The organism is Rhizobium sp. 01L419 (assembly GCF_056400025.1).
Genome location: NZ_JBFTSM010000015.1, coordinates 56,863 through 75,132 on the forward strand (window position 1 = coordinate 56,863; position 18,270 = coordinate 75,132).

17 protein-coding genes are annotated in these 18,270 nt (G+C 59.8%); 2 read left to right on the forward strand and 15 right to left on the reverse strand.

Going from position 1 to position 18,270, the window contains the following annotated elements; translation table 11 throughout:
* The 12 genes from AC1DUP_RS26010 to AC1DUP_RS26065 all read right to left on the reverse strand — a co-directional run bounded on the left by AC1DUP_RS26010 (position 1) and on the right by AC1DUP_RS26065 (position 13,800).
* Entirely contained in the window at positions 1-654 is a 654-nt protein-coding gene (locus tag AC1DUP_RS26010) for a protein-L-isoaspartate(D-aspartate) O-methyltransferase (RefSeq protein ID WP_113311598.1), read from the reverse strand.
* On the reverse strand, positions 651-1,424 hold the full coding sequence (surE, locus tag AC1DUP_RS26015) for a 5'/3'-nucleotidase SurE (protein ID WP_113295712.1): 774 nt from the start codon (positions 1,422-1,424) through the stop codon (positions 651-653). Before surE ends, AC1DUP_RS26010 begins: the two co-directional genes overlap by 4 nt.
* Before the next feature lie 4 nt (positions 1,425-1,428).
* Positions 1,429-2,712 carry a serine--tRNA ligase gene (serS, locus tag AC1DUP_RS26020; protein ID WP_113507920.1) on the reverse strand — a complete coding sequence of 428 codons (1,284 nt, stop codon included), beginning with the start codon at positions 2,710-2,712 and terminating at the stop codon, positions 1,429-1,431.
* A 93-nt stretch (positions 2,713-2,805) separates the two neighbouring features.
* Positions 2,806-3,633: a twin-arginine translocase subunit TatC gene (tatC, locus tag AC1DUP_RS26025; RefSeq protein WP_113295714.1), complete on the reverse strand. Its 828-nt coding sequence runs from the start codon at positions 3,631-3,633 to the stop codon at positions 2,806-2,808.
* Positions 3,630-4,241: a Sec-independent protein translocase protein TatB gene (gene tatB, locus AC1DUP_RS26030; protein ID WP_477835473.1), complete on the reverse strand. Its 612-nt coding sequence runs from the start codon at positions 4,239-4,241 to the stop codon at positions 3,630-3,632. Before tatB ends, tatC begins: the two co-directional genes overlap by 4 nt.
* Before the next feature lie 51 nt (positions 4,242-4,292).
* On the reverse strand, positions 4,293-4,484 hold the full coding sequence (locus tag AC1DUP_RS26035) for a twin-arginine translocase TatA/TatE family subunit (protein WP_113295716.1): 192 nt from the start codon (positions 4,482-4,484) through the stop codon (positions 4,293-4,295).
* Positions 4,485-4,667: 183 nt separating this feature from the next.
* The gene (gene scpB / locus AC1DUP_RS26040) at positions 4,668-5,387 is read right to left on the reverse strand and encodes an SMC-Scp complex subunit ScpB (RefSeq protein ID WP_477835681.1); all 720 of its coding nucleotides are present in this window, start codon (positions 5,385-5,387) and stop codon (positions 4,668-4,670) included.
* Entirely contained in the window at positions 5,387-6,247 is an 861-nt protein-coding gene (locus tag AC1DUP_RS26045) for a segregation and condensation protein A (RefSeq protein ID WP_113311594.1), read from the reverse strand. Before AC1DUP_RS26045 ends, scpB begins: the two co-directional genes overlap by 1 nt.
* Before the next feature lie 16 nt (positions 6,248-6,263).
* Positions 6,264-7,277 (reverse strand): beta-N-acetylhexosaminidase, encoded by a 1,014-nt coding sequence (nagZ, locus tag AC1DUP_RS26050; RefSeq protein WP_113311629.1) that lies wholly within the window; start codon positions 7,275-7,277, stop codon positions 6,264-6,266.
* A gap of 109 nt (positions 7,278-7,386) precedes the next feature.
* Positions 7,387-10,701 carry an SPOR domain-containing protein gene (locus AC1DUP_RS26055; RefSeq protein ID WP_477835476.1) on the reverse strand — a complete coding sequence of 1,105 codons (3,315 nt, stop codon included), beginning with the start codon at positions 10,699-10,701 and terminating at the stop codon, positions 7,387-7,389.
* Positions 10,702-10,762: 61 nt separating this feature from the next.
* The gene (argS, locus tag AC1DUP_RS26060; protein ID WP_477835478.1) at positions 10,763-12,520 is read right to left on the reverse strand and encodes an arginine--tRNA ligase; all 1,758 of its coding nucleotides are present in this window, start codon (positions 12,518-12,520) and stop codon (positions 10,763-10,765) included.
* Positions 12,521-12,582: 62 nt separating this feature from the next.
* Complete coding sequence (locus AC1DUP_RS26065; protein ID WP_113295720.1) at positions 12,583-13,800, reverse strand: deoxyguanosinetriphosphate triphosphohydrolase; 1,218 nt, start codon at positions 13,798-13,800, stop codon at positions 12,583-12,585.
* 220 nt (positions 13,801-14,020) lie between these two features.
* On the opposite strand from AC1DUP_RS26065, the gene erpA reads away from it, so the two are divergent.
* Together erpA and xth are read left to right on the forward strand one after the other, a co-directional pair.
* Positions 14,021-14,353, forward strand: coding sequence for an iron-sulfur cluster insertion protein ErpA (erpA, locus tag AC1DUP_RS26070; protein WP_477835480.1), 333 nt, complete (start codon positions 14,021-14,023; stop codon positions 14,351-14,353).
* Between the two features lie 121 nt (positions 14,354-14,474).
* On the forward strand, positions 14,475-15,266 hold the full coding sequence (xth, locus tag AC1DUP_RS26075; RefSeq protein ID WP_113311627.1) for an exodeoxyribonuclease III: 792 nt from the start codon (positions 14,475-14,477) through the stop codon (positions 15,264-15,266).
* Positions 15,267-15,276: 10 nt separating this feature from the next.
* Here xth and exoR read toward each other — a convergent pair whose 3' ends face one another.
* From exoR to AC1DUP_RS26090, 3 genes are read right to left on the reverse strand one after another with little or no spacing between them, the layout of a single operon-like run.
* Complete coding sequence (gene exoR, locus AC1DUP_RS26080) at positions 15,277-16,080, reverse strand: exopolysaccharide production regulator ExoR (protein ID WP_113311591.1); 804 nt, start codon at positions 16,078-16,080, stop codon at positions 15,277-15,279.
* A gap of 2 nt (positions 16,081-16,082) precedes the next feature.
* The gene (locus AC1DUP_RS26085) at positions 16,083-16,748 is read right to left on the reverse strand and encodes a hypothetical protein (RefSeq protein ID WP_477835483.1); all 666 of its coding nucleotides are present in this window, start codon (positions 16,746-16,748) and stop codon (positions 16,083-16,085) included.
* 47 nt (positions 16,749-16,795) lie between these two features.
* Positions 16,796-18,076 carry an OmpP1/FadL family transporter gene (locus tag AC1DUP_RS26090; protein WP_113311590.1) on the reverse strand — a complete coding sequence of 427 codons (1,281 nt, stop codon included), beginning with the start codon at positions 18,074-18,076 and terminating at the stop codon, positions 16,796-16,798.
* Positions 18,077-18,270 lie beyond the last annotated feature (194 nt).

Below are 18,270 nucleotides of genomic sequence, written 5' to 3' on the forward strand. Positions count from 1 at the left end.
TTAAAGCTGAGAAGCGAGCCGGGGAATGATCGGCAGGTAGGGAGCGTCGAAGAGCTCTTCCCGCTCAAAGCGGCTGCCGGTTTTAGTCAGGCGAACCATCCTGCATTCATTTTCGGAGATGATCAGCGGCGCGATCATGGAGCCGCCGGAAACGAGCTGATCGGAATAGAAGCGCGGCATGGAACTAAAGGCAGCGGTGACCAGGATGCGATCGAAGGTGCCCTCGCCCTGCATGCCGGCGCTGCCATCGGCCTGACGGATGATGATGTTGCGCAGGCTTAAAGTTTCCACGCGGCGCTGCGCCGAAAGCGTCAGCGTCTTATAGCGATCGACTGTCAGCACGCGTTCGGCAATACGACCGATGACCGCCGCGGTGAAGCCGCTGCCTGTGCCGATTTCGAGTACGCGCTGGCCGGGGCGGACTTTCAGATGATGCAGAAGGCGGACGGCAAAATCGACGCCTTCGAGAAAGGAACCGCAATCAATCGGAATGGTGCGGCTGGAATAGGCATTCTCGACGAACTGCGGCGGCACGAAGAGCGAGCGCGGTGTCTGCTCGACTGCGGTCAGCAAATCGATGTCGGAAATGCCTTCTGCGCGCAATCTGAGGACCAGCGCTGCAAAGCCTTCCTTCTCGGCCAGTTTCGCCGTCACCCCTTTACTCCATGTCCGAGGGCCCGCGCCACGCGGTCCGTCACGGAATAATCGGTCAGATCCAGTTTCAAAGGTGTTACCGAAATCTTATTATGCTTCAGCGCGTGAATATCGCTACCCTCGGTGAAGGCGCCGGCACGTTCGCCGAATTTCAGCCAGTAATAGGGAAAGCCGCGGCCATCGGTGCGCGCATCGACCTGCAGGTTGAAGGCAAGCTTGCCCTGCGCCGTCACCTCCACGCCCTCGACTTCATCAGGACGACAGTTCGGGAAGTTGAGATTCAGGAAGGTGCCCTCGGGCAGATCGACCGTCATCAACTTTTCGAGCAGCGCTGGCGCATGCGCTTCGCAGACCTCCCAGGGCAGGATGCGCGCGCCGTCATCATAGACATAGGCCTGGCTGAGGGCGAAGGAGCGCACGCCCTGCATCGTGCCCTCGATGGCGCCGGCGATCGTGCCGGAATAGGTTACGTCGTCGGCGACGTTGGAGCCGGAATTGACGCCTGACAGTACCAGGTCCGGCTTGATGTCCAGCACCTGCTTGATGCCCATGATGACGCAATCGGTCGGCGTGCCGCGCAGCGCGTAGTGCTTGTCGGAGATCTTCCGGAGCCTCAGCGGCTCCGAAAGGCTGAGCGAATGCGCAAGGCCGCTCTGGTCGGTTTCGGGAGCGACGATCCAGACGTCGTCCGAAAGCGTCCTTGCAATCCGTTCCAGCGCACCCAGGCCCTCGGCATGGATACCGTCGTCATTCGTCAGCAGGATGCGCATTATCTCAGGCCGCCCGTTCGATCTTCGTCAGGCCGCCCATATAGGGCTGCAAAACGTCCGGAATCGTGACCGAACCATCCTCGTTCAGATAATTTTCGAGAACCGCGATCAGGCAACGGCCGACCGCCGTTCCGGAGCCGTTCAGCGTGTGGACGAACTTTGTCGCCTTGTCGTCCTTGCCGCGGTAGCGGGCGTTCATGCGACGCGCCTGAAAATCGCCGCAGACCGAGCAGGACGAGATTTCGCGAAACGCGTTCTGTCCCGGCAGCCAGACTTCGAGGTCGTAAGTCTTGCGCGAGCCGAAGCCCATATCACCGGTGCACAGCGTCATGGTGCGGAAATGCAGGCCGAGGCGCTTCAGCACCTCTTCCGCACAGGCCGTCATGCGCTCATGCTCGGCGAGCGAGCTTTCAGCGTCGGTGATCGAGACCAGCTCGCACTTCCAGAATTGATGCTGGCGCAGCATGCCGCGCGTATCCCGGCCGGCAGAGCCTGCCTCCGAACGGAAGGACGGCGTGAGCGCAGTGAAGCGCAGCGGCAGCTTTTCCTGATCGAGGATTTCCTCGCGAACCAGGTTGGTCAGCGTCACTTCCGCAGTCGGAATGAGGTAGCGGCCATCCGTCGTCTTGAAGAGATCCTCTTCGAACTTCGGCAGATTACCGGTGCCGAACAGTGCCTCGTTGCGCACCATCAACGGCGAGGAAACTTCGGTGTAGCCATGCTCGGTCGTGTGGAGATCGATCATGAACTGGCCGAGCGCACGCTCCAGTCTGGCGAGCGGACCGGTCAAAACCGTGAAGCGCGAGCCGGAGAGCTTGGCGGCGCGCTCGAAATCCATATAGCCGAGGGCTTCGCCGATTTCGAAATGCTCTTTCGGCTTATGGTTCCAGCGCGGCTTCTCGCCGACGGTACGGGTCACGACATTGTCGTGTTCGTCCTTGCCGACCGGCACCTCGTCGAGCGGCACGTTCGGGATGCGCGAGAGCTGGTCGTAGAGCTCGGCGGAAAGCGTACGCTCCTCCTCTTCGGCTGCGGGCAGCGTCACCTTGATGTCGGCGACCTCGGCCTTCAGCCTTTCGGCAAGCTCGGTGTTCTTCTGTCCCATGGCCGCGCCGATCTCCTTGGAAGCGGCGTTGCGGCGGGACAGCAGATCCTGCGCTTTCTGCACGGCGGAGCGGCGCTTTTCGTCAAGGGCGATGAGAGATTGCGACAGAGGTTCCGCACTGCGCTTTGCAAGGGCAGCATCGAGAGCCTCGGGATTCTCACGGATCCATTTGATATCGAGCATCGTCGTTCCAGATCGTTTCAACAGAATGAACCGGTCGGAGGAAACCCCGACCGGATGGGAAACGGCAGAACTCAGAGAAATGTCCTGATGCGCTCAGACGCTGTCCGTCTTGGCGACATCGGAGGATTCGGAGGCCTCTTCAACCGCCTGCTTGGAACGCTGACGCTCCACGAGTCGTGCCGCGTAGATGGAAATCTCGTAGAGAAGGATCGTCGGCAGCGCAAGGCCGATCTGGGACATGGGATCGGGCGGCGTCAGGACCGCGGCCACGACGAAGGCCAGCACGATCGCGAACTTGCGCTTTTCGGAGAGCCATTGCGACGTAAGAAGCCCGACGCGGGCAAGAAGCGTGGTGATGACCGGAAGCTGGAAGACGAGGCCGAAGGAGAAGACCAGCGTCATGATGAGGCTCAGATATTCCGAAACCTTCGGCAGGAGCGAGATCGCCACCTCGTCATGGCCCGGTGCCTGCTGCATCGACAGGAAGAACCACATGACCATTGGCGTGAAGAAGAAATAGACCAGCGCGCCGCCCATGAGGAACAGGATCGGCGAAGCGACAAGGAACGGCAGGAAGGCCTGGCGTTCGTTCTTGTAGAGGCCGGGAGCGACGAACTTGTAGATCTGCGCTGCAATGATCGGGAAAGCGATCACCAGGCCACCGAACATGGCAACCTTGACCTGCGTGAAGAAGAATTCCTGCGGTGCCGTATAGATGAGCTGCGCCTTCTCGACATCGAGATGAGCCCAGCTGACAGCAAGCTTGTAGGGGAAGACGAGGTAGTTGAAGATATGCTTGGCGAAAACGAAGCACACGATGAAGGCAATGAAAAATGCCGCAATCGACCAGATGAGCCGCTTGCGCAGCTCCATGAGGTGTTCAATCAACGGCTGCGGCTTGTCTTCTGTTTCACCGCTCATGCCTCATCCTTCTTTTTTCTTACGGCCGGCGTCTTGATTTCGGTCGGCTTCTTCGTTGCCGCAGCGCGCTTCGGCTTTTCAACCGAGGCGGCAACCAGTGCGACCGCGGCAGCCTTGTCTGCCGCCTTCACGCGCGGCTTGCGTACGGCCTTCGGCTTTTCGGTCACGGCAACCGTCGCAACAGGCTGAGGCGCGGGAACGATCGGTGGCGTCTCCGGCAAGCTCATCGAAGGCACCGGCACAGACACGTCCGCAGGAGGCACTTCCGTCTTGTTCCCACCGCCCTGCTCTACCGGCGTATCGACTTTCGTCGAATTCTGCAGGTCGGCCTTGATCTCGTTGCCCATCTGGCGCAGCGGGTTCATCGCCTCGCGCAGGCTGTTGACCGGGTTCAGACTCTGGGCGTCACTGATCGTGCGGCGCACGTCGTCAAGCTCGGCTTCGCGCAGCGCTTCGTCGAACTGGGCACGAAATTCGCCCGCGACCTTGCGGGCACGTGCAGTCATCTTGCCGAAAGCGCGCAGCATCGGCGGCAAATCCTTGGGACCGACGACCACGATCAAAACGACCGCGATAACCAAAAGCTCGGTCCAGCCAATATCGAACATGCAAGGCTCCTGAACGGGCGGCGCGGGGGCTGCGCCCTTTCCCGTAGGTGATTACTTCGTTTCGTCGGCCTTGTGATCAACGGTCTTGCCCGTCTCCGGCGCGTCCTCGTCCGTCATGCCCTTCTTGAAGCTCTTGATGCCCTTGGCGACGTCGCCCATCAGTTCCGGGATCTTGCCGCGACCGAACAACAACAGCACGATGGCCAGAACGATAAGCCAGTGCCACATGCTAAAAGAACCCATTACGCATACTCCCTGTTGCGATGTTCCTTCGATGTAAGAATTTCCGATACGGTTTCCAACATCAATCCTTCTGGATTGAGCTTAATGTCACGGTATCGGCCTTTGTGACAAGTCATTCATCCATCGAAAAGTCGTGATTGACATTGTTTTGCGCGGGCGTGGCAAAAGCAAGACCAAGCTTCGTCATTCCTCGGAAGCGCCGCCGGGGGCCAGCAGTCCGAGTTCCTCGAGATCCAACTGGGTGATCGGGTCCTCGTCCTCGGTCAGTTCGTCGTTCATCAGGGGGGACGGAATATTGAAATTGGCGGGAATGCGGCCCGACAGGAGGCCGGTGCCCTTCAATTCTTCGAGACCCGGCAGGTCGCGCAATTCCTCGAGGCCGAAATGGTCGAGGAAGTCCCGCGTCGTGCCAAGTGTGACTGGACGGCCAGGTGTGCGCCGGCGACCGCGGAAACGCACCCAGCCTGCTTCCATCAGCACGTCGAGTGTGCCACGGGACGTCTGGACCCCTCTGATATCTTCGATCTCGGCGCGCGTCACTGGCTGGTGATAGGCGATGATCGCCAGCACTTCGAGTGCTGCGCGGGAAAGCTTTTTTACCTCGTTCTCGTCGCGGCGAATGACGAAGGAGAGATCGGCGGCAGTGCGGAAGGCCCAAGCGCTGTCGACCTGGACGAGATTGACGCCGCGCGGCGCGTACTGCTCCTTCAGGCGCAGCATGATCTCATGTGCATTCGAGCCCTTCGGCAGGCGTTCGGTGATGAAGCCTTCGGATACCGGCTGGGCGGAGGCGAAAACCAGCGCTTCGGCTATGCGCTCCGCTTCAATCTCGGCCTGCAGATCGCGGGAAGCACCCTCGCCTTCCAAGTCTCCGCCTTTAAAATCCTCGTCTCGCGCGTCGATCAATCCGACTGCTCCTGTTCGACCACCTGCAGGGTGGCATGGTTCGGGCCGCGGCGCATGTAGATCGGCTGGAAGGCGCCGTCCTGGCGTAGTTCGAGCTTTCCTTCGCGCGCCAGCTCCAGCGAGGCGGCAAAGGCGCTGGCGATAGCGGTGACGCGTTCGGCAGGGCTTGCGAGATAGCGCAGCAAATATTGTTCGAGGACCGTCCAGTCGACGATATCGCCGATCAGCTGGGTCAATAGTTCACGAGCATCGGTGAGCGACCAGACAGTGCGGCGTTCGATGGTCACCTGGGTGATCGCGTGACGCTGGCGCAACGCCGCATAGGCGCTCAGCAGGTCGTAGAGATTTGCATCATAATCGGACTGCTGGCGATCCGGGATATGCTCGGGTGCGCCGCGGGCGAAGATATCGCGGCCGAGCCGGTTGCGGTTGACGAGGCCATCGGCAACCTGGCGCATCGCTTCCAGACGCTTCAGGCGGAAGGCAAGCGTTGCGGCCATCTCCTCGCCCGAAGGGCCATCGTCCTTGACCTGCTGCGGGATCAGCAGTCGAGACTTCAGATAAGCAAGCCAGGCCGCCATGACGAGATAGTCGGCGGCAAGCTCAATGCGGATACGCCGCGCGCTTTCGACGAACTGCAGATATTGCTCTGCAAGCGCCAGAACGGAAATACGCGACAGATCGACCTTCTGGTTACGGGCAAGATAAAGCAGCAGGTCGAGCGGACCTTCGAAGCCGGCGACATCGATGACCAGCGCGGGCTCGTGGCTGGAACGCTCAGAGCCATTCTCCTGCCACAGCTTGTCCATCGGCGTCGACGCCGCCTGAGACCGGTCCGTGCTCTTGATCGTGTTCACCCTACCCTGCCTCTGCTCAAGCTATCGCAAACATGGCGTCGAATTCTGCCCTTATCGCCGCCTCGTCCGCAGCATCCGGCGTCGGAAAACCTTCCTCCACCGCTCGTGCCCGCTCGTGCGCGGGGCCTGTCAGCGGTGGAACATTTGCCACGACATCGCGCATCTCGTCCATATGGCCGTTGCAGTGCAGCACGATATCGCAGCCACCGGCAATAATATTCGCCGCACGCTCGCCAATTGTGCCGGAAAGCGCGTTCATCGAGGTGTCGTCTGACAGTAGCAATCCCTTGAAGCCGATCTCGGTGCGGATCACCTCATCGATCACCTTCCGGGAAGTGGTCGCCGGATTATCCGGATCGATCGCCGTGAAGACGACATGGCAGGTCATCGCCATCAACTCGTCCTTCATGTCAACGAAGGGCTGGAAGTCGTGGGCTGCAAGCTCCTCGCGCGACACCGTCACAACGGGCAGCTCCAGATGCGAATCCGCAAAGCCACGCCCATGGCCCGGCATGTGCTTCATGACCGGAAGCAAGCCACCGGCTTTCAATCCCTCGGCGGCTGCCCGGCCCATTTCCGTTACGGTGACGGGATCGCCGCCATAGGCTCTGTTGCCGATGACATTGCTGCTGCCTTCAACCGGCACGTCCAGCACCGGCAGGCAATCGACATTGATGCCGAACCGCTGGAGATCGAAGGCGTGCAAGCGTGACATCAACCAGGAGGCGCGCAACCCAAGCGAGCGGTCGCGGCGATAGAGATCGCCGAGCGCCTGTCCAGGCGGATAATGCTGCAGGATCGGCGGACGGATACGTTGGACACGTCCGCCTTCCTGATCGATCAGCACAGGCGCATGCCAGCCGACACATTCGCGCAGCTCGGCAACAAGATCGCCGATCTGCTGCGCTTCGGAAATATTTCGCCCGAAGAGGATGAAGCCCCAAGGGCGTTCAGCCCTGTAGAAGGCCTTCTCTTCGTCGGTCAGCTTGAGGCCGCTGCAGCCAAGGATCATTGCTTTTGATTCGGTCATACTCGAATCATAAGGGCCGCCCCGCGAATTGCGAGCAAGGTCAAGCGCGATCCCACAAAAAAAGAACGGCGGGGCAAGCCCGCCGCTCCGATAGGAATATCCAAAAAGCTCAGCGCGAAATGAGGCAGCTTCCACCGGCGGACCGATACTGCTCGCAAAGGGCGGCAGCTTCGTCCTTCGAGCCGGCCGGGATGCGGACGCGGTAGAAAGTGCCCTTGCCGGCGATATCGGCCTTGCGGATTTCATAAGCGCGGCCAGCAAGCACACCGCCGAACTTCTTCGACAGGCTGGCGTACGACTTTTTCGCCTCATCCTCTGACGGCAACGATGCGATCTGGATGCCATAGCCACCACTTGCGGCGGCCGGAGCCTGCTGTGCCGGCTGGGCAGCGGCTGCTGCCGGTGCAGAAGCGACCTGCGTCGGCTTCTGCTGGGCCGTCGGGCGAACATTGCCGTTCTCGGTTACCGTGCCGACGACATTGACCGGCTGATTGGCCGGGCGGGCCGTCGGGACAGGCGCCGTATCGGTCGTCGCAGCGGGGGCTGCATCGGTGATCGGCGTCGTCTTCACTGCGCGAACCGGCGGATCGACCTGGTCTGCATTGGCGGCGTTCACCTCAGCCACCTTGGCCGTCGTCTGAGCCGGCGGGGCTGCAGGCGCCGTTCCGACGGGCGGAAGTGCAGCAGAGGCGACCTGATTGCCGGTGTTTGCCGGGAAGCTTGCAGCAGACGGCGTCGTCGCCGGCTGGGCTGCAGGCGTTGCCGATGCCACGTCATTGGCCGGTGCGGGTTGATCGGCAGGCGCCGTCTCTTCGCGGGCGACGAGCGTGCCGTCCGGCTTGACGATCATCGTGCGGACCTTGCGAGGCGAAACGGACGGTGTCGCATCGTCACCGGACGCAGAGGCATCCGCAGTGTTGTTTTGCTCGGGCAGCAGGCGCGGATCCTGCGTCTCGCCGACAGCCGTCGGCAGAACCGGATCGGCACTGCCTTCATCGTCATCGGGCGAAACTTCAGGCGTCAGCGTGCGCTGGACGACATCGACCGGTGCCTCATCGGAGGAAACCAGCGCCTTCTGCTTCGGCTCTTCGGCTGAACCTGCGACCCGGTCATAAACGGCCTTGTCCTGGTTCGGCACGGTCTTACCGCCCGGATTTTCAGGAACGACCTTTACCGGTTCCTTATCGGCAGTGATGACACGCGGCTCGCCGGAGCTGACGATGCTGAGGCCTGGACCGTTGGAAACCCAGGTGTAGACACCGTAAGCGCCGCCGGCAAAAACAACCAGCGTAGCGGCTGCGGCCAGCAGGCGGCGCATGGAGCGGGCACGGTTGAAATCTGCGGTCTGGCTGGCGGATTCGATATGGACTTCGGAAACGTTCTCGCGGCGCTCGACCGGCTCGCGCACACTGCGGCGGAAATCCTCCTCCAGTGCGCGTTCGAAATCATCAAGCCCGTCTGCGAAAGCGGAGCTTGTCGGCTTGGCGACAGCGGCTGCCGTTGCAGGAGCGGCCGGGGGTGCCCAAGCCGGGGCGACAGGCGCCTTCTCCTGCCGCTTGGCAGGCTCGAAGAAGCTTGCGATCTCGGCATCGAGATCGAAATCGAAATCGGCGGTCTTGGCGACCGGTTCAGGATGCTCGACAGGCGGCAGCGTCGGAACGTGCATGTCCTCGACCGTCTCGGGACGATCTTCCGGATCGGAGATCATCGACGGATCGAATGGCAGATCGTCGGTGGATTCGATCGCCCGCACCGGCTTGGCATAGCTGACCGGAGCAGGCTGCGGCTGCGGCACGAAAACCTGTGCTGGCTGCGGACGCGCCGCCGGCTGTGCTGCGGCCACAGGTGCTGCACGCACGGGCTCCGGCTTGGACTGCGGAGCCGGCGACTCGGAGAAGTCGAGATCGGCGAGTTCAAGTTCGATACCGGCGAGATCCAGCTCGAAATCATGGCCGGCAAACGGATCTTCAGCTTCCAGTTCCGGCTGGCGCGCGACGACGGGAGCAGGAGCGATAGGCTGAGAAACCGGCTCTACCGGAGCCTGAACGACCGGATTCGCCGCTTCAGGCTGGCGAAGAACGGGCGTCGCACGGCTCATCGGTACCGGCGCAATGACCGTCGGCTGTAGGGCTGCGCGAGCAACGGGCGCTTCGAAGATAGGTGTCTCGAAAACAGGCGGTTCAAAAATGGGCGCTTCGAAGACGGGTGCCTCGAAAACGGGAGCAGCAGGAACCGGCGCGACCTGCGGTGCCGGCGGCGCAACTACAGGCTCCGATGCAGCAGCGACCGATTCAGCCACAACGGGCGATGAAGGGCGCTGCGGCACGGGATAACGGGAGACATCCGCCAGGAGATCGTCGAGAACGAAAGCATCCGCATCAAAGGCAGGTTCCGGCAGCGCTTCCGTCAGAGCCGCATCGGGATGGACATCACCTTCGGCTGCAGCGGCGATCAGATCGAAACCGGCATTATCGGGTTCGGCCCGCTCTTCGAAGACAGCAACGTCATCAAGCGTTGCGACAGGCTCTTCAGGAAGGGCGACCTCTTCGTGGCGATCGATCTCCGCCGGAAAACCGAAAGATGCCGCAACCGGCTCGAAATCCGCAGCTTCAACCGCCGCGACCGGCAGAGGCTCTTCAGCTACATCAGGCACAACCACTTCGGGTTCGACCGTGAATTCCTGTTCTGCAACAAATTCAGGTTCGCTCGTGAAGGCTTCAACCGGAGCCGGCTCAACAACCGGAGTCTCGACGACCGGCTCTTCCCGGCGCGGCGCGTGAAAATTGGCAAGCGGAAGACGAATGCTGGCGGCCGACCACTGAGGCGCCTTTGCCGGCGGCTGAGTGGCTGGCGCGACAGGAGCAGCGCCGCCGATCGAGAGTTCAAGCTCCTCGATCAGATCGCGGGCGCCACCATAGGCCGTGAACGTAAGCGGAGGTTCCGCGGAAACAGCGACAGGCCTGGACGGCGCAGGCAACCAATCGGTGGCGACAGGCGCTTCCCAATCGAGTGCAACCGGCTCCGGAGGGGCCACCTCGGGAGCGACGGCAACTGCTTCCGGAAGCTCGGGCTCGACGACAGGTGTCTCGAAATCGGTCGCAACCGACAGAGAAAGCTCTTCGCCGATCGAGGGCACTTCGTCCTGGACCGGCTCGACATATTCGTAGGTTTCGACTTCCCGGGTGGTTGGCTCTGCCGGGTGATCGAGAGCAGCCAGGGGACGCGGCGCATCGTAACGCTCGAACTCGCGGAGAAGCTCGTCCTCAAGATTGAGAGACGGCTCCTGCCGTTCGGGCTCGCTTACAGTATTGGCCGCAATTCGAGGTTCAAAGCCGACGATACGAGCAAGTTCAGCCAACGGATCATCGTCGGCAAACATATCGTCTTTACCGCGCGTGTCATACGCAAGTCGTTTATCAGCCATGCCCATCCCACTCAAAAACGCTAACACTTCAATGCCAGCGCATTGTGGGTAAATGGTGACGTTATCGCATTTCGTCCGGTGCGGCAGTGCCTGTAATGGCAAGTCCCGACTTCAAAACCGACGCGACGGCGTACACCAGCCCAAGTCTGGCAGTACTCGATTCTCGGTTCTTATCGTTAACAAATCGTAATTCAGTCTGATCTTTACCTTTGTTCCAGTGAGCGTGGAAGGCGCTGGCAAGATCATAGAGGTAAAAAGCGATGCGATGCGGCTCTTGAGACTGGGCTGCACTTTCGACCACGCGCGGGAATTCCGCGGCCTTGGCAATCAGCTGTAGTTCGGCAGAATCTCTAATGCCTGCAACGGATTGCGCCAAAAGCTCGGGAGTCGAGGCGAAGTCCGGGAAGGCCTCCTTGGCCTGCCGGAAGACGGACATGCAGCGAGCATGTGCATACTGCACGTAAAAGACCGGATTATCTTTGGATTGCTCCGTTACTTTGGCGAAATCGAAGTCCAGAGGCTCCGAATTCTTGCGATAAAGCATCATGAAGCGGACCGAATCACGTCCGACCTCCTCAACGACATCGCGCAATGTGACAAAATCGCCCGAGCGCTTCGACATCTTCACCGGCTCGCCATCGCGGTACAGCTTCACGAGCTGGCAGAGCAGCACCGTCAGCTTGGCCTTACCTTCGGAAACACCACGCGCGACCGCCTCCAGACGCTTCACGTAACCACCGTGATCGGCGCCGAGCACATAGATCATCTCGTCGAAACCGCGGTCGAACTTGTTCTTGAAGTAGGCAACGTCAGCGGCGAAATAGGTGTAGGAGCCGTCCGACTTGATGAGCGGACGGTCGATATCGTCACCGACTTCGGTCGAGCGGAAAAGCGTCTGTTCGCGGTCTTCCCAATCCTCAGGCAACTGGCCCTTCGGTGGCGGCAGCGTGCCTTTGTAAACATAGCCCTTGAAGGTCAGGTCGTTGATGGCAGTGCGGATCGCAGCCGCGCCATTGGCATGCAGCGTGCGTTCAGAGAAGAAGACGCCGTGATGGACGTTGAGGGCTGCGAGATCCTCGCGGATCATCACCATCATCATCTCAATGGCGCGATCCTTGACGATCGGCATCCACTGCTCTTCCGGCATGTTGTGCAGGCGCACGCCATATTCGGCAGCGAGCGATTCACCGACCGGGACCAGATAATCACCCGGATAGAGGCCGGACGGGATATCGCCGATCCTCTCGCCAAGCGCTTCGCGGTAGCGCAGGAAAACGGAGCGGGCGAGCACATCGATCTGCGAGCCGGCGTCGTTGATGTAATATTCCTTGACGACATCGTAGCCGGCAAAGGCCAGAAGGTTTGCCAGCGCATCGCCGACAACGGCGCCGCGGCAATGGCCGACATGCATCGGGCCAGTCGGATTGGCCGAAACATATTCGACGTTGACCTTCTTGCCCTGCCCCAGCACGGAGCGACCGTAATCCGTGCCCGTACGGATCATCGCATCGAGCACACGCTGCCAGTAGCCAACGGAAAGCCTGATATTGATGAAGCCGGGACCAGCGACGGAAACCTCGGCGACATCGGTGTCTTCCTGCAGCTTGGCGATAATGATTTCGGCAAGCGCACGCGGATTGGTACCGAGCGGCTTGGCGAGCACCATGGCGGCATTGGTTGCCACGTCGCCGTGGGTCGCATCACGTGGCGGTTCGACTGCAATGCGACCGAAATCGAGCTCGGATCGCTTTTCCTTGACCAGCTCGAGCTGTTCAAGGGCGTTTTTAATCCTGGCTTCAAAATCGGTAAAAAGGTTCATCGCATTCTTCCATGCACAGGCTGTGCCAACAAGGTCGCCGGCGGCTGCCGGGCGGCTGCTGCCTATCGCAAATCGGGAGTGTGGTCAAACAATCGCCTGTGGGCACTGATGGCATAGGTATCCGTCATGCCGGCCAGATAATCGCCGACGTGGCGGGCCTTCGGCGCGTCGGAAAGGCCTGCGATATGGTCGACCCAATAATGGCTCTGCATCTCCTTAGGGTTGGCCATGTAAGCGCCAAACAAGTCTTTGACGATCTGGGCAGCACCCGCGCGAATGCGCATGATATCGGGATTGCGATAGATGCGCTTGAAGAGCATCGCCTTGATCTGCCTGTCGGTCTCGGACATTTCATCCGAAAACGTCGCGAGCACATGGTCGGCCTTGCGGATATCGTCGGCGCTTTGCGGGTTCAACTGCGCAAGACGCTTCTGCGCCACGCCGATGACGTCCTCGACCATGCGCGTGATCTGGCGGCGCATGATCTCATGCGTGAAACGGCTCGGCTCCAAATGCGGGTAGCGCTCCCGCACCTCGGCCATGAGCCCGGCAAGAAACGGAATTTCCTCCAGCATCTCGAAATTCAGATAGCCTGAGCGCAGACCGTCATCGATATCATGCGTATTGTAGGCGATGTCGTCAGCGATCGCCGCCACCTGCGCTTCGAGGCTTGCATAGCTCTCAAGCTCCAGATCATGCAGCTCGCAATAATCGAGAATCGGCTGCGGCACCGGTCCGCGCGTGCCCACACCATCGGCCGTCAGCAGCGGACCGTTGTGCTTGACAAGACCTTCGAGGCTTTCCCAGGTCAGGTTGATGCCGTCGAATTCGGCATAACGCCGCTCAAGTTTGGTGACGATGCGCAAGGATTGGGCATTGTGGTCGAAGCCGCCATAGGGCAGCAGCTCTTCGTGCAGCGCATCCTCGCCGGTATGGCCGAAGGGCGTGTGGCCGAAATCGTGGACGAGCGCCACGCCCTCGGCCAGGTCCTCATCAGCCTTCAGGGCGCGAGCAAGCGCTCGGGCGATCTGCGCCACCTCGATCGTATGCGTGAGGCGTGTGCGATAATGGTCGCCGTCCTGGGCGATGAATACCTGTGTCTTGTGCTTCAGCCGGCGGAAGGCCGTCGTGTGGATGATGCGGTCGCGGTCACGCTGGAAGTCGGAACGCGTCGGGCTGCCGCCTTCCGCATAGAGACGTCCGCGCGAATTCCATGGATCTGCCGCATAGACCGCCCGTTCGCCATAACCGAAACCCAATGCATGCCTGTCGAAGCTCATTCTTCACCGTCACTAATGCGTTGCAGCCTTGCCCATTGACGCCGCTTTCCACTCTTCATACCTATAGCCCATAGAAACGGCAAAGAGGCGCTTCATCGTCCGCTTCGCCAGATCCTGTCCTTTACCTAGGGAACATGATAAGTTTCTTTGATATCATGCGTTTGAATATCAAACGCCGAAAAAGAATTCTCTCCGGAACTTGACCCCGGCAGGAGGAAAAATGACTGACGTGAATGTAACCCTTTCCGATGCCGCGGCAAAGCGTATTGCGGCCATTGTCGGCAGCGATCCCGGCAAGAGCGCGTTGCGCGTCTCCGTCGAAGGCGGCGGCTGTTCCGGCTTTTCCTACAAGTTCGACCTTGTCGATGCTCCGGCAGAAGACGACCTTGTCGTCGAAAAGAACGATGCCAAGGTGCTGATCGACAGTCTCTCGCTGGTCTACATGGCCGGCTCGGAGATCGATTTCGTCGACAATCTGCTCGGCCAGTCGTTCCAGATCAATAATCCGAATGCAGTGGCAAGCTGCGGCTGCGGCACCAGCTTCGCAATCTGATCCAACATCTGCTTTCCACATCCAACCGGCCGAAGATTTTCTTCCGGCCGGTTTCGTGTCTTGTCCGACGGCGCCGGAGCGCGATACAAGAACGCTCGAGACAGAGAGCAGGATGGAAGCCATGAAGATCGCGACCTGGAACATCAACGGCGTCAAGGCGCGCATCGACAACCTGACGCAATGGCTGAAGGATTCCAGTCCCGACATCGTCTGCCTGCAGGAAATCAAAACGGTCGACGAAGGCTTCCCGCGGCTGGAGATCGAGGCGCTCGGCTACCACGTCGAAACGCATGGTCAGAAGGGCTTCAACGGCGTTGCCATTCTCTCCAAGAGCTCGCCTTCGGAAGTCAATCGCGGCCTGCCGGGCGATCCGCTCGACGAGCAGGCGCGATTCCTCGAAGCCGTCTTCTCGCTGCCCGACAACAAGGTGGCGCGCGTTTGCTGCCTCTACCTTCCGAACGGCAACCCACCGGAAACGGAAAAATACCCCTACAAGCTCGCCTGGATGGAGCGCCTGCGCAAATTCGCGGCCGAGCGTCTGGAATTCGAGGAAATTTTCATTCTCGCCGGCGACTACAACGTCATCCCCGAGCCGCATGATTGCTTCGACCCCAAGGTCTGGGCAAGCGATGCGCTCTTCCTGCCGCAAACGCGCGAATCCTTCCGCCGGCTGGAAAACCTCGGTCTCGTCGACGCCGTACGTTCGGCGACGGATGCGACAGCGCTCTATTCCTTTTGGGATTATCAGGCCGGCGCCTGGCCGAAGAACAACGGCATCCGCATAGACCATCTGATGCTGTCACCGGAAGCAGCTGACTGCATGACGTCAGCGGCGATCGAAAAGCATGTGCGCGCCTGGGAAAAGCCGTCCGACCACGTGCCTGTCGTAGCTTACTTCGATTTTGCTGCCTGAGCTTTAAAGCTCAGTCATCCGAACCGGTCGCAATCGTGTGCGACAGGGATACGGCCGCGCGCCGATCTGCTTCGCTGGCGATGGAGAAGGCATCTTCCTGCAACGATTGCATCCAGCTGCAATCCTTCGGTTTGCAGCGGTCGAGAGCCGCCGTCATCAACGCCAGGCCGCGGGCGGACTGGCCTTCATCGAAAAGGATGTTACCGAAGACCGACATGGCGCCGGGATGGCCGCTCTTGCGGGCCTGATTGAGCCATTTCTTGGCCTGATTGATATTGGCGCTGCCGCCCTCGCCTGCCAGCATCATCTGCGCAAGCTGGAACTGCGCTTCGGGAACACCGAAGGTAGAAGCAACCTGGAAATAGAGCTGGCGGGACTGATTGAGATCGATCTTCACCGGGCTGCCGGCAATGCCGTGCTTGTAATAGCTGGCAAGCGACAGCAGAGCATTGATGAAGAAGCCGGTATCCTCCGAACCAGGCTCCACGCCCTGCTGTGCGATCTCGCTATAGATCTTGAAGGCTTCGAAATCATCCTGCGCCACGCCGTCGCCGTCGGCATACATGTTGGCGAGCGCCCAGCGCGAACCGGTGTGGCCCTTTTCGGCGGCATATTTATAGGCTTCGACCGCCTCTTCCTTCTGACCGTTCTTGTACGCCTTGAAACCGAATTTGAAGAGATCGAAAGGCCCCGATTCTTTCGTGACGCCCGTCTTTATGTCGAATGCCAGCACCGGACAGGCCATGGCCAGAGAAACGGCCATCGACATGCTAAGCAGCGTGAATTTGAACAATCTGAACTCGGACGTTACCATCTCTACCGGTTTCTTTCGTTCATCACAGACGCCTGGCGGCGGCCTTTTTCGCCGTTCTGCCCGCGTGGGATGCATTCCTTCCAGGCGAGCGATCCCACGGCGGGCTCCAAGGCCCCTTTACCCGCGTCGCTTCCAGCCCCATGCCCCTCTTTCAAAACCAGCACATCCTTGTGAACCATCCGCCTTCCGGCATGGTCCGCATGTGATGCCTGCGGTACTCCCTTTGCGATCCAAGTCTCCACCCGTCCGCCTTTATCGTCTTCGTAAACAGCAAATGTGACCAAACCGGTATCGCACCCTTCCCTGAAGAACGAAGCTTCATGCCGGAGGACTGAAAATGATGGAAAGACGTGAATCTGCAACACTGACGAAGGGGCGTGTTTCCGGCCGGAAATGCCTTTGGCGGAAAGCAAAACAGCTGCTGCCGCTGGCTTCTCGCCCGCGCTATCGCGATGTCTGGCATTAGCGGAAAAAATTCGACCCATGCTACTGCTTACGCACACCCTACGCTTGTCATTTCCTCGCCCGCTAATAGCGCTGCGCTCTCTTTGTGGCGGGAAATGGACAAATTCGCCCCACCGACACCATACGCGAACCGTTGTAAAAAAGTGTTGCTGAATCGTCACAAAACGAGACGAGAAGATGGAATGATTAATGGCGTCAAACAAAGAAGAGCCCGGCAGTGCCGGGCTAGTCAATTCTTCAAATCAGGGAATTAAAACTTGACCTTTATGCTGGTCGATAGTGCAGCAACCAGATCGTTGCCAAAGGAATAGGAGACATCATCTCCAAACGTGACGCCATTCTGTGTCACGACGCCAGACGAACCACTCGTCAGGACGCCAACGGCACCGGCGACGCGCCACTCGATATGTTCTGTCGGCGTGAAGGCAGCACCGACGCCAAGCGTCCAGCTATCGGTCTGAGAGCCATAGCCCTGGCTAGTGCCGCGGTCCCATGTCAGGCTGACAGCGCCTGCCCATTGATCATTGAATTTGTGGCCGACACCACCGGTGATGGTCCAGCCATCACGATAGAGAAGGTCGAGCGAGGTCAGTTCCGTCCTCCCTCCGGAGGTGCAGGCGACCAGGCCCTTCGTCGATGTCGGGCAGAAAGGCACAGACTGAAGGACGCTCCAGTTCGTCCACTTGACCGAACCGAAAGCGAGCCAATCCGGAGCGATACCGCTCTGCAATTTCAGTTCGAGCGAATCCGGCGCTTCGGCGGAACCGAAGACGGGCGTCACCCTTCCATAGGGAGCGGCATTCAGCGGCGCAAAGGGTGCAGTAACCTGCGTGAGATCCACCGTACCCGTCAGGTTGTCGTACTTTACGCGGCTGTTGTAGACGAGGCTCGCGCGCATCGCATATTCCGGGATCTCATAGGCAAGACCGGCGCGCCAGCCCCAGCCATTGTCTTCAAGATCGAGGCGACCGATGCCATTGCCCGTGCCGAGCAGAAGCGGAACCGTCGAAACCAGACGCTCCTTGAAGCCGTCGACTTCCTGATAGAAGGCACCGCCGATGACACGAAGCTGGCCGGGGCCGACATCGAAACGATAGGAGCAGGTGCCACCATAGTTGCGGGTATTGATCTCCGTCTCGATATTGTTATTGGCGCCAGCCCAGTTCAGACCGGGATTGGAATGCCCGCCAAATGGCTCGGAATAGTCGACAAGGCAGTCGATCGCATCGCCGAAACCGGCCTTGAAGCCAATATAAGGAACGGTGTAATTTGCGGTATCGTCGGCGGTGCTCGAACGGTTGTTCAGATTGCCACCCCCTGGAGATACCGAGGTATCCGTGTCGCGCGCGTTCTTCAGCTTGCGCTGGGGCGTGACATATATAATGCCTGATTGAAACGAGAAGGGCGAGGTATCGAACAACTGATCGATATTATAGCCGCCGCGCTCCAGACCACCCGCAAAGGACGGTGAAGCGAGCGCCGAAAGGATAATGAGCGATGTTACGCCCCTGGAAAACATACGCGCTGCCATTGTGTCTCCCCCACTCAAGCAATTGATGTAATCACACTGTGCTAGTGAACTTAACAAATCGCAACGAGACGCTCCGCTGCGACGCGAAGTTGCGTTATGACTAATTTACGTAACTAATTGACGGGCACGTCAAAAAATTGGATAGATAAAATTCTATTCTTCTATCTGTCGATTTTTAGGGGCCTATTAGATTC

Coding starts and splice junctions, on each gene's coding strand:
- surE (WP_113295712.1), bottom strand. CDS start 1,424: ATGCGCATCCTGCTGACGAATGACGACGGTATCCATGCCGAGGGCCTG.
- serS (WP_113507920.1), bottom strand. CDS start 2,712: ATGCTCGATATCAAATGGATCCGTGAGAATCCCGAGGCTCTCGATGCT.
- tatC (WP_113295714.1), bottom strand. CDS start 3,633: ATGAGCGGTGAAACAGAAGACAAGCCGCAGCCGTTGATTGAACACCTC.
- tatB (WP_477835473.1), bottom strand. CDS start 4,241: ATGTTCGATATTGGCTGGACCGAGCTTTTGGTTATCGCGGTCGTTTTG.
- AC1DUP_RS26035 (WP_113295716.1), bottom strand. CDS start 4,484: ATGGGTTCTTTTAGCATGTGGCACTGGCTTATCGTTCTGGCCATCGTG.
- nagZ (WP_113311629.1), bottom strand. CDS start 7,277: ATGACCGAATCAAAAGCAATGATCCTTGGCTGCAGCGGCCTCAAGCTG.
- AC1DUP_RS26055 (WP_477835476.1), bottom strand. CDS start 10,701: ATGGCTGATAAACGACTTGCGTATGACACGCGCGGTAAAGACGATATG.
- argS (WP_477835478.1), bottom strand. CDS start 12,520: ATGAACCTTTTTACCGATTTTGAAGCCAGGATTAAAAACGCCCTTGAA.
- AC1DUP_RS26065 (WP_113295720.1), bottom strand. CDS start 13,800: ATGAGCTTCGACAGGCATGCATTGGGTTTCGGTTATGGCGAACGGGCG.
- erpA (WP_477835480.1), top strand. CDS start 14,021: ATGACTGACGTGAATGTAACCCTTTCCGATGCCGCGGCAAAGCGTATT.
- xth (WP_113311627.1), top strand. CDS start 14,475: ATGAAGATCGCGACCTGGAACATCAACGGCGTCAAGGCGCGCATCGAC.
- exoR (WP_113311591.1), bottom strand. CDS start 16,080: ATGGTAACGTCCGAGTTCAGATTGTTCAAATTCACGCTGCTTAGCATG.
- AC1DUP_RS26090 (WP_113311590.1), bottom strand. CDS start 18,076: ATGGCAGCGCGTATGTTTTCCAGGGGCGTAACATCGCTCATTATCCTT.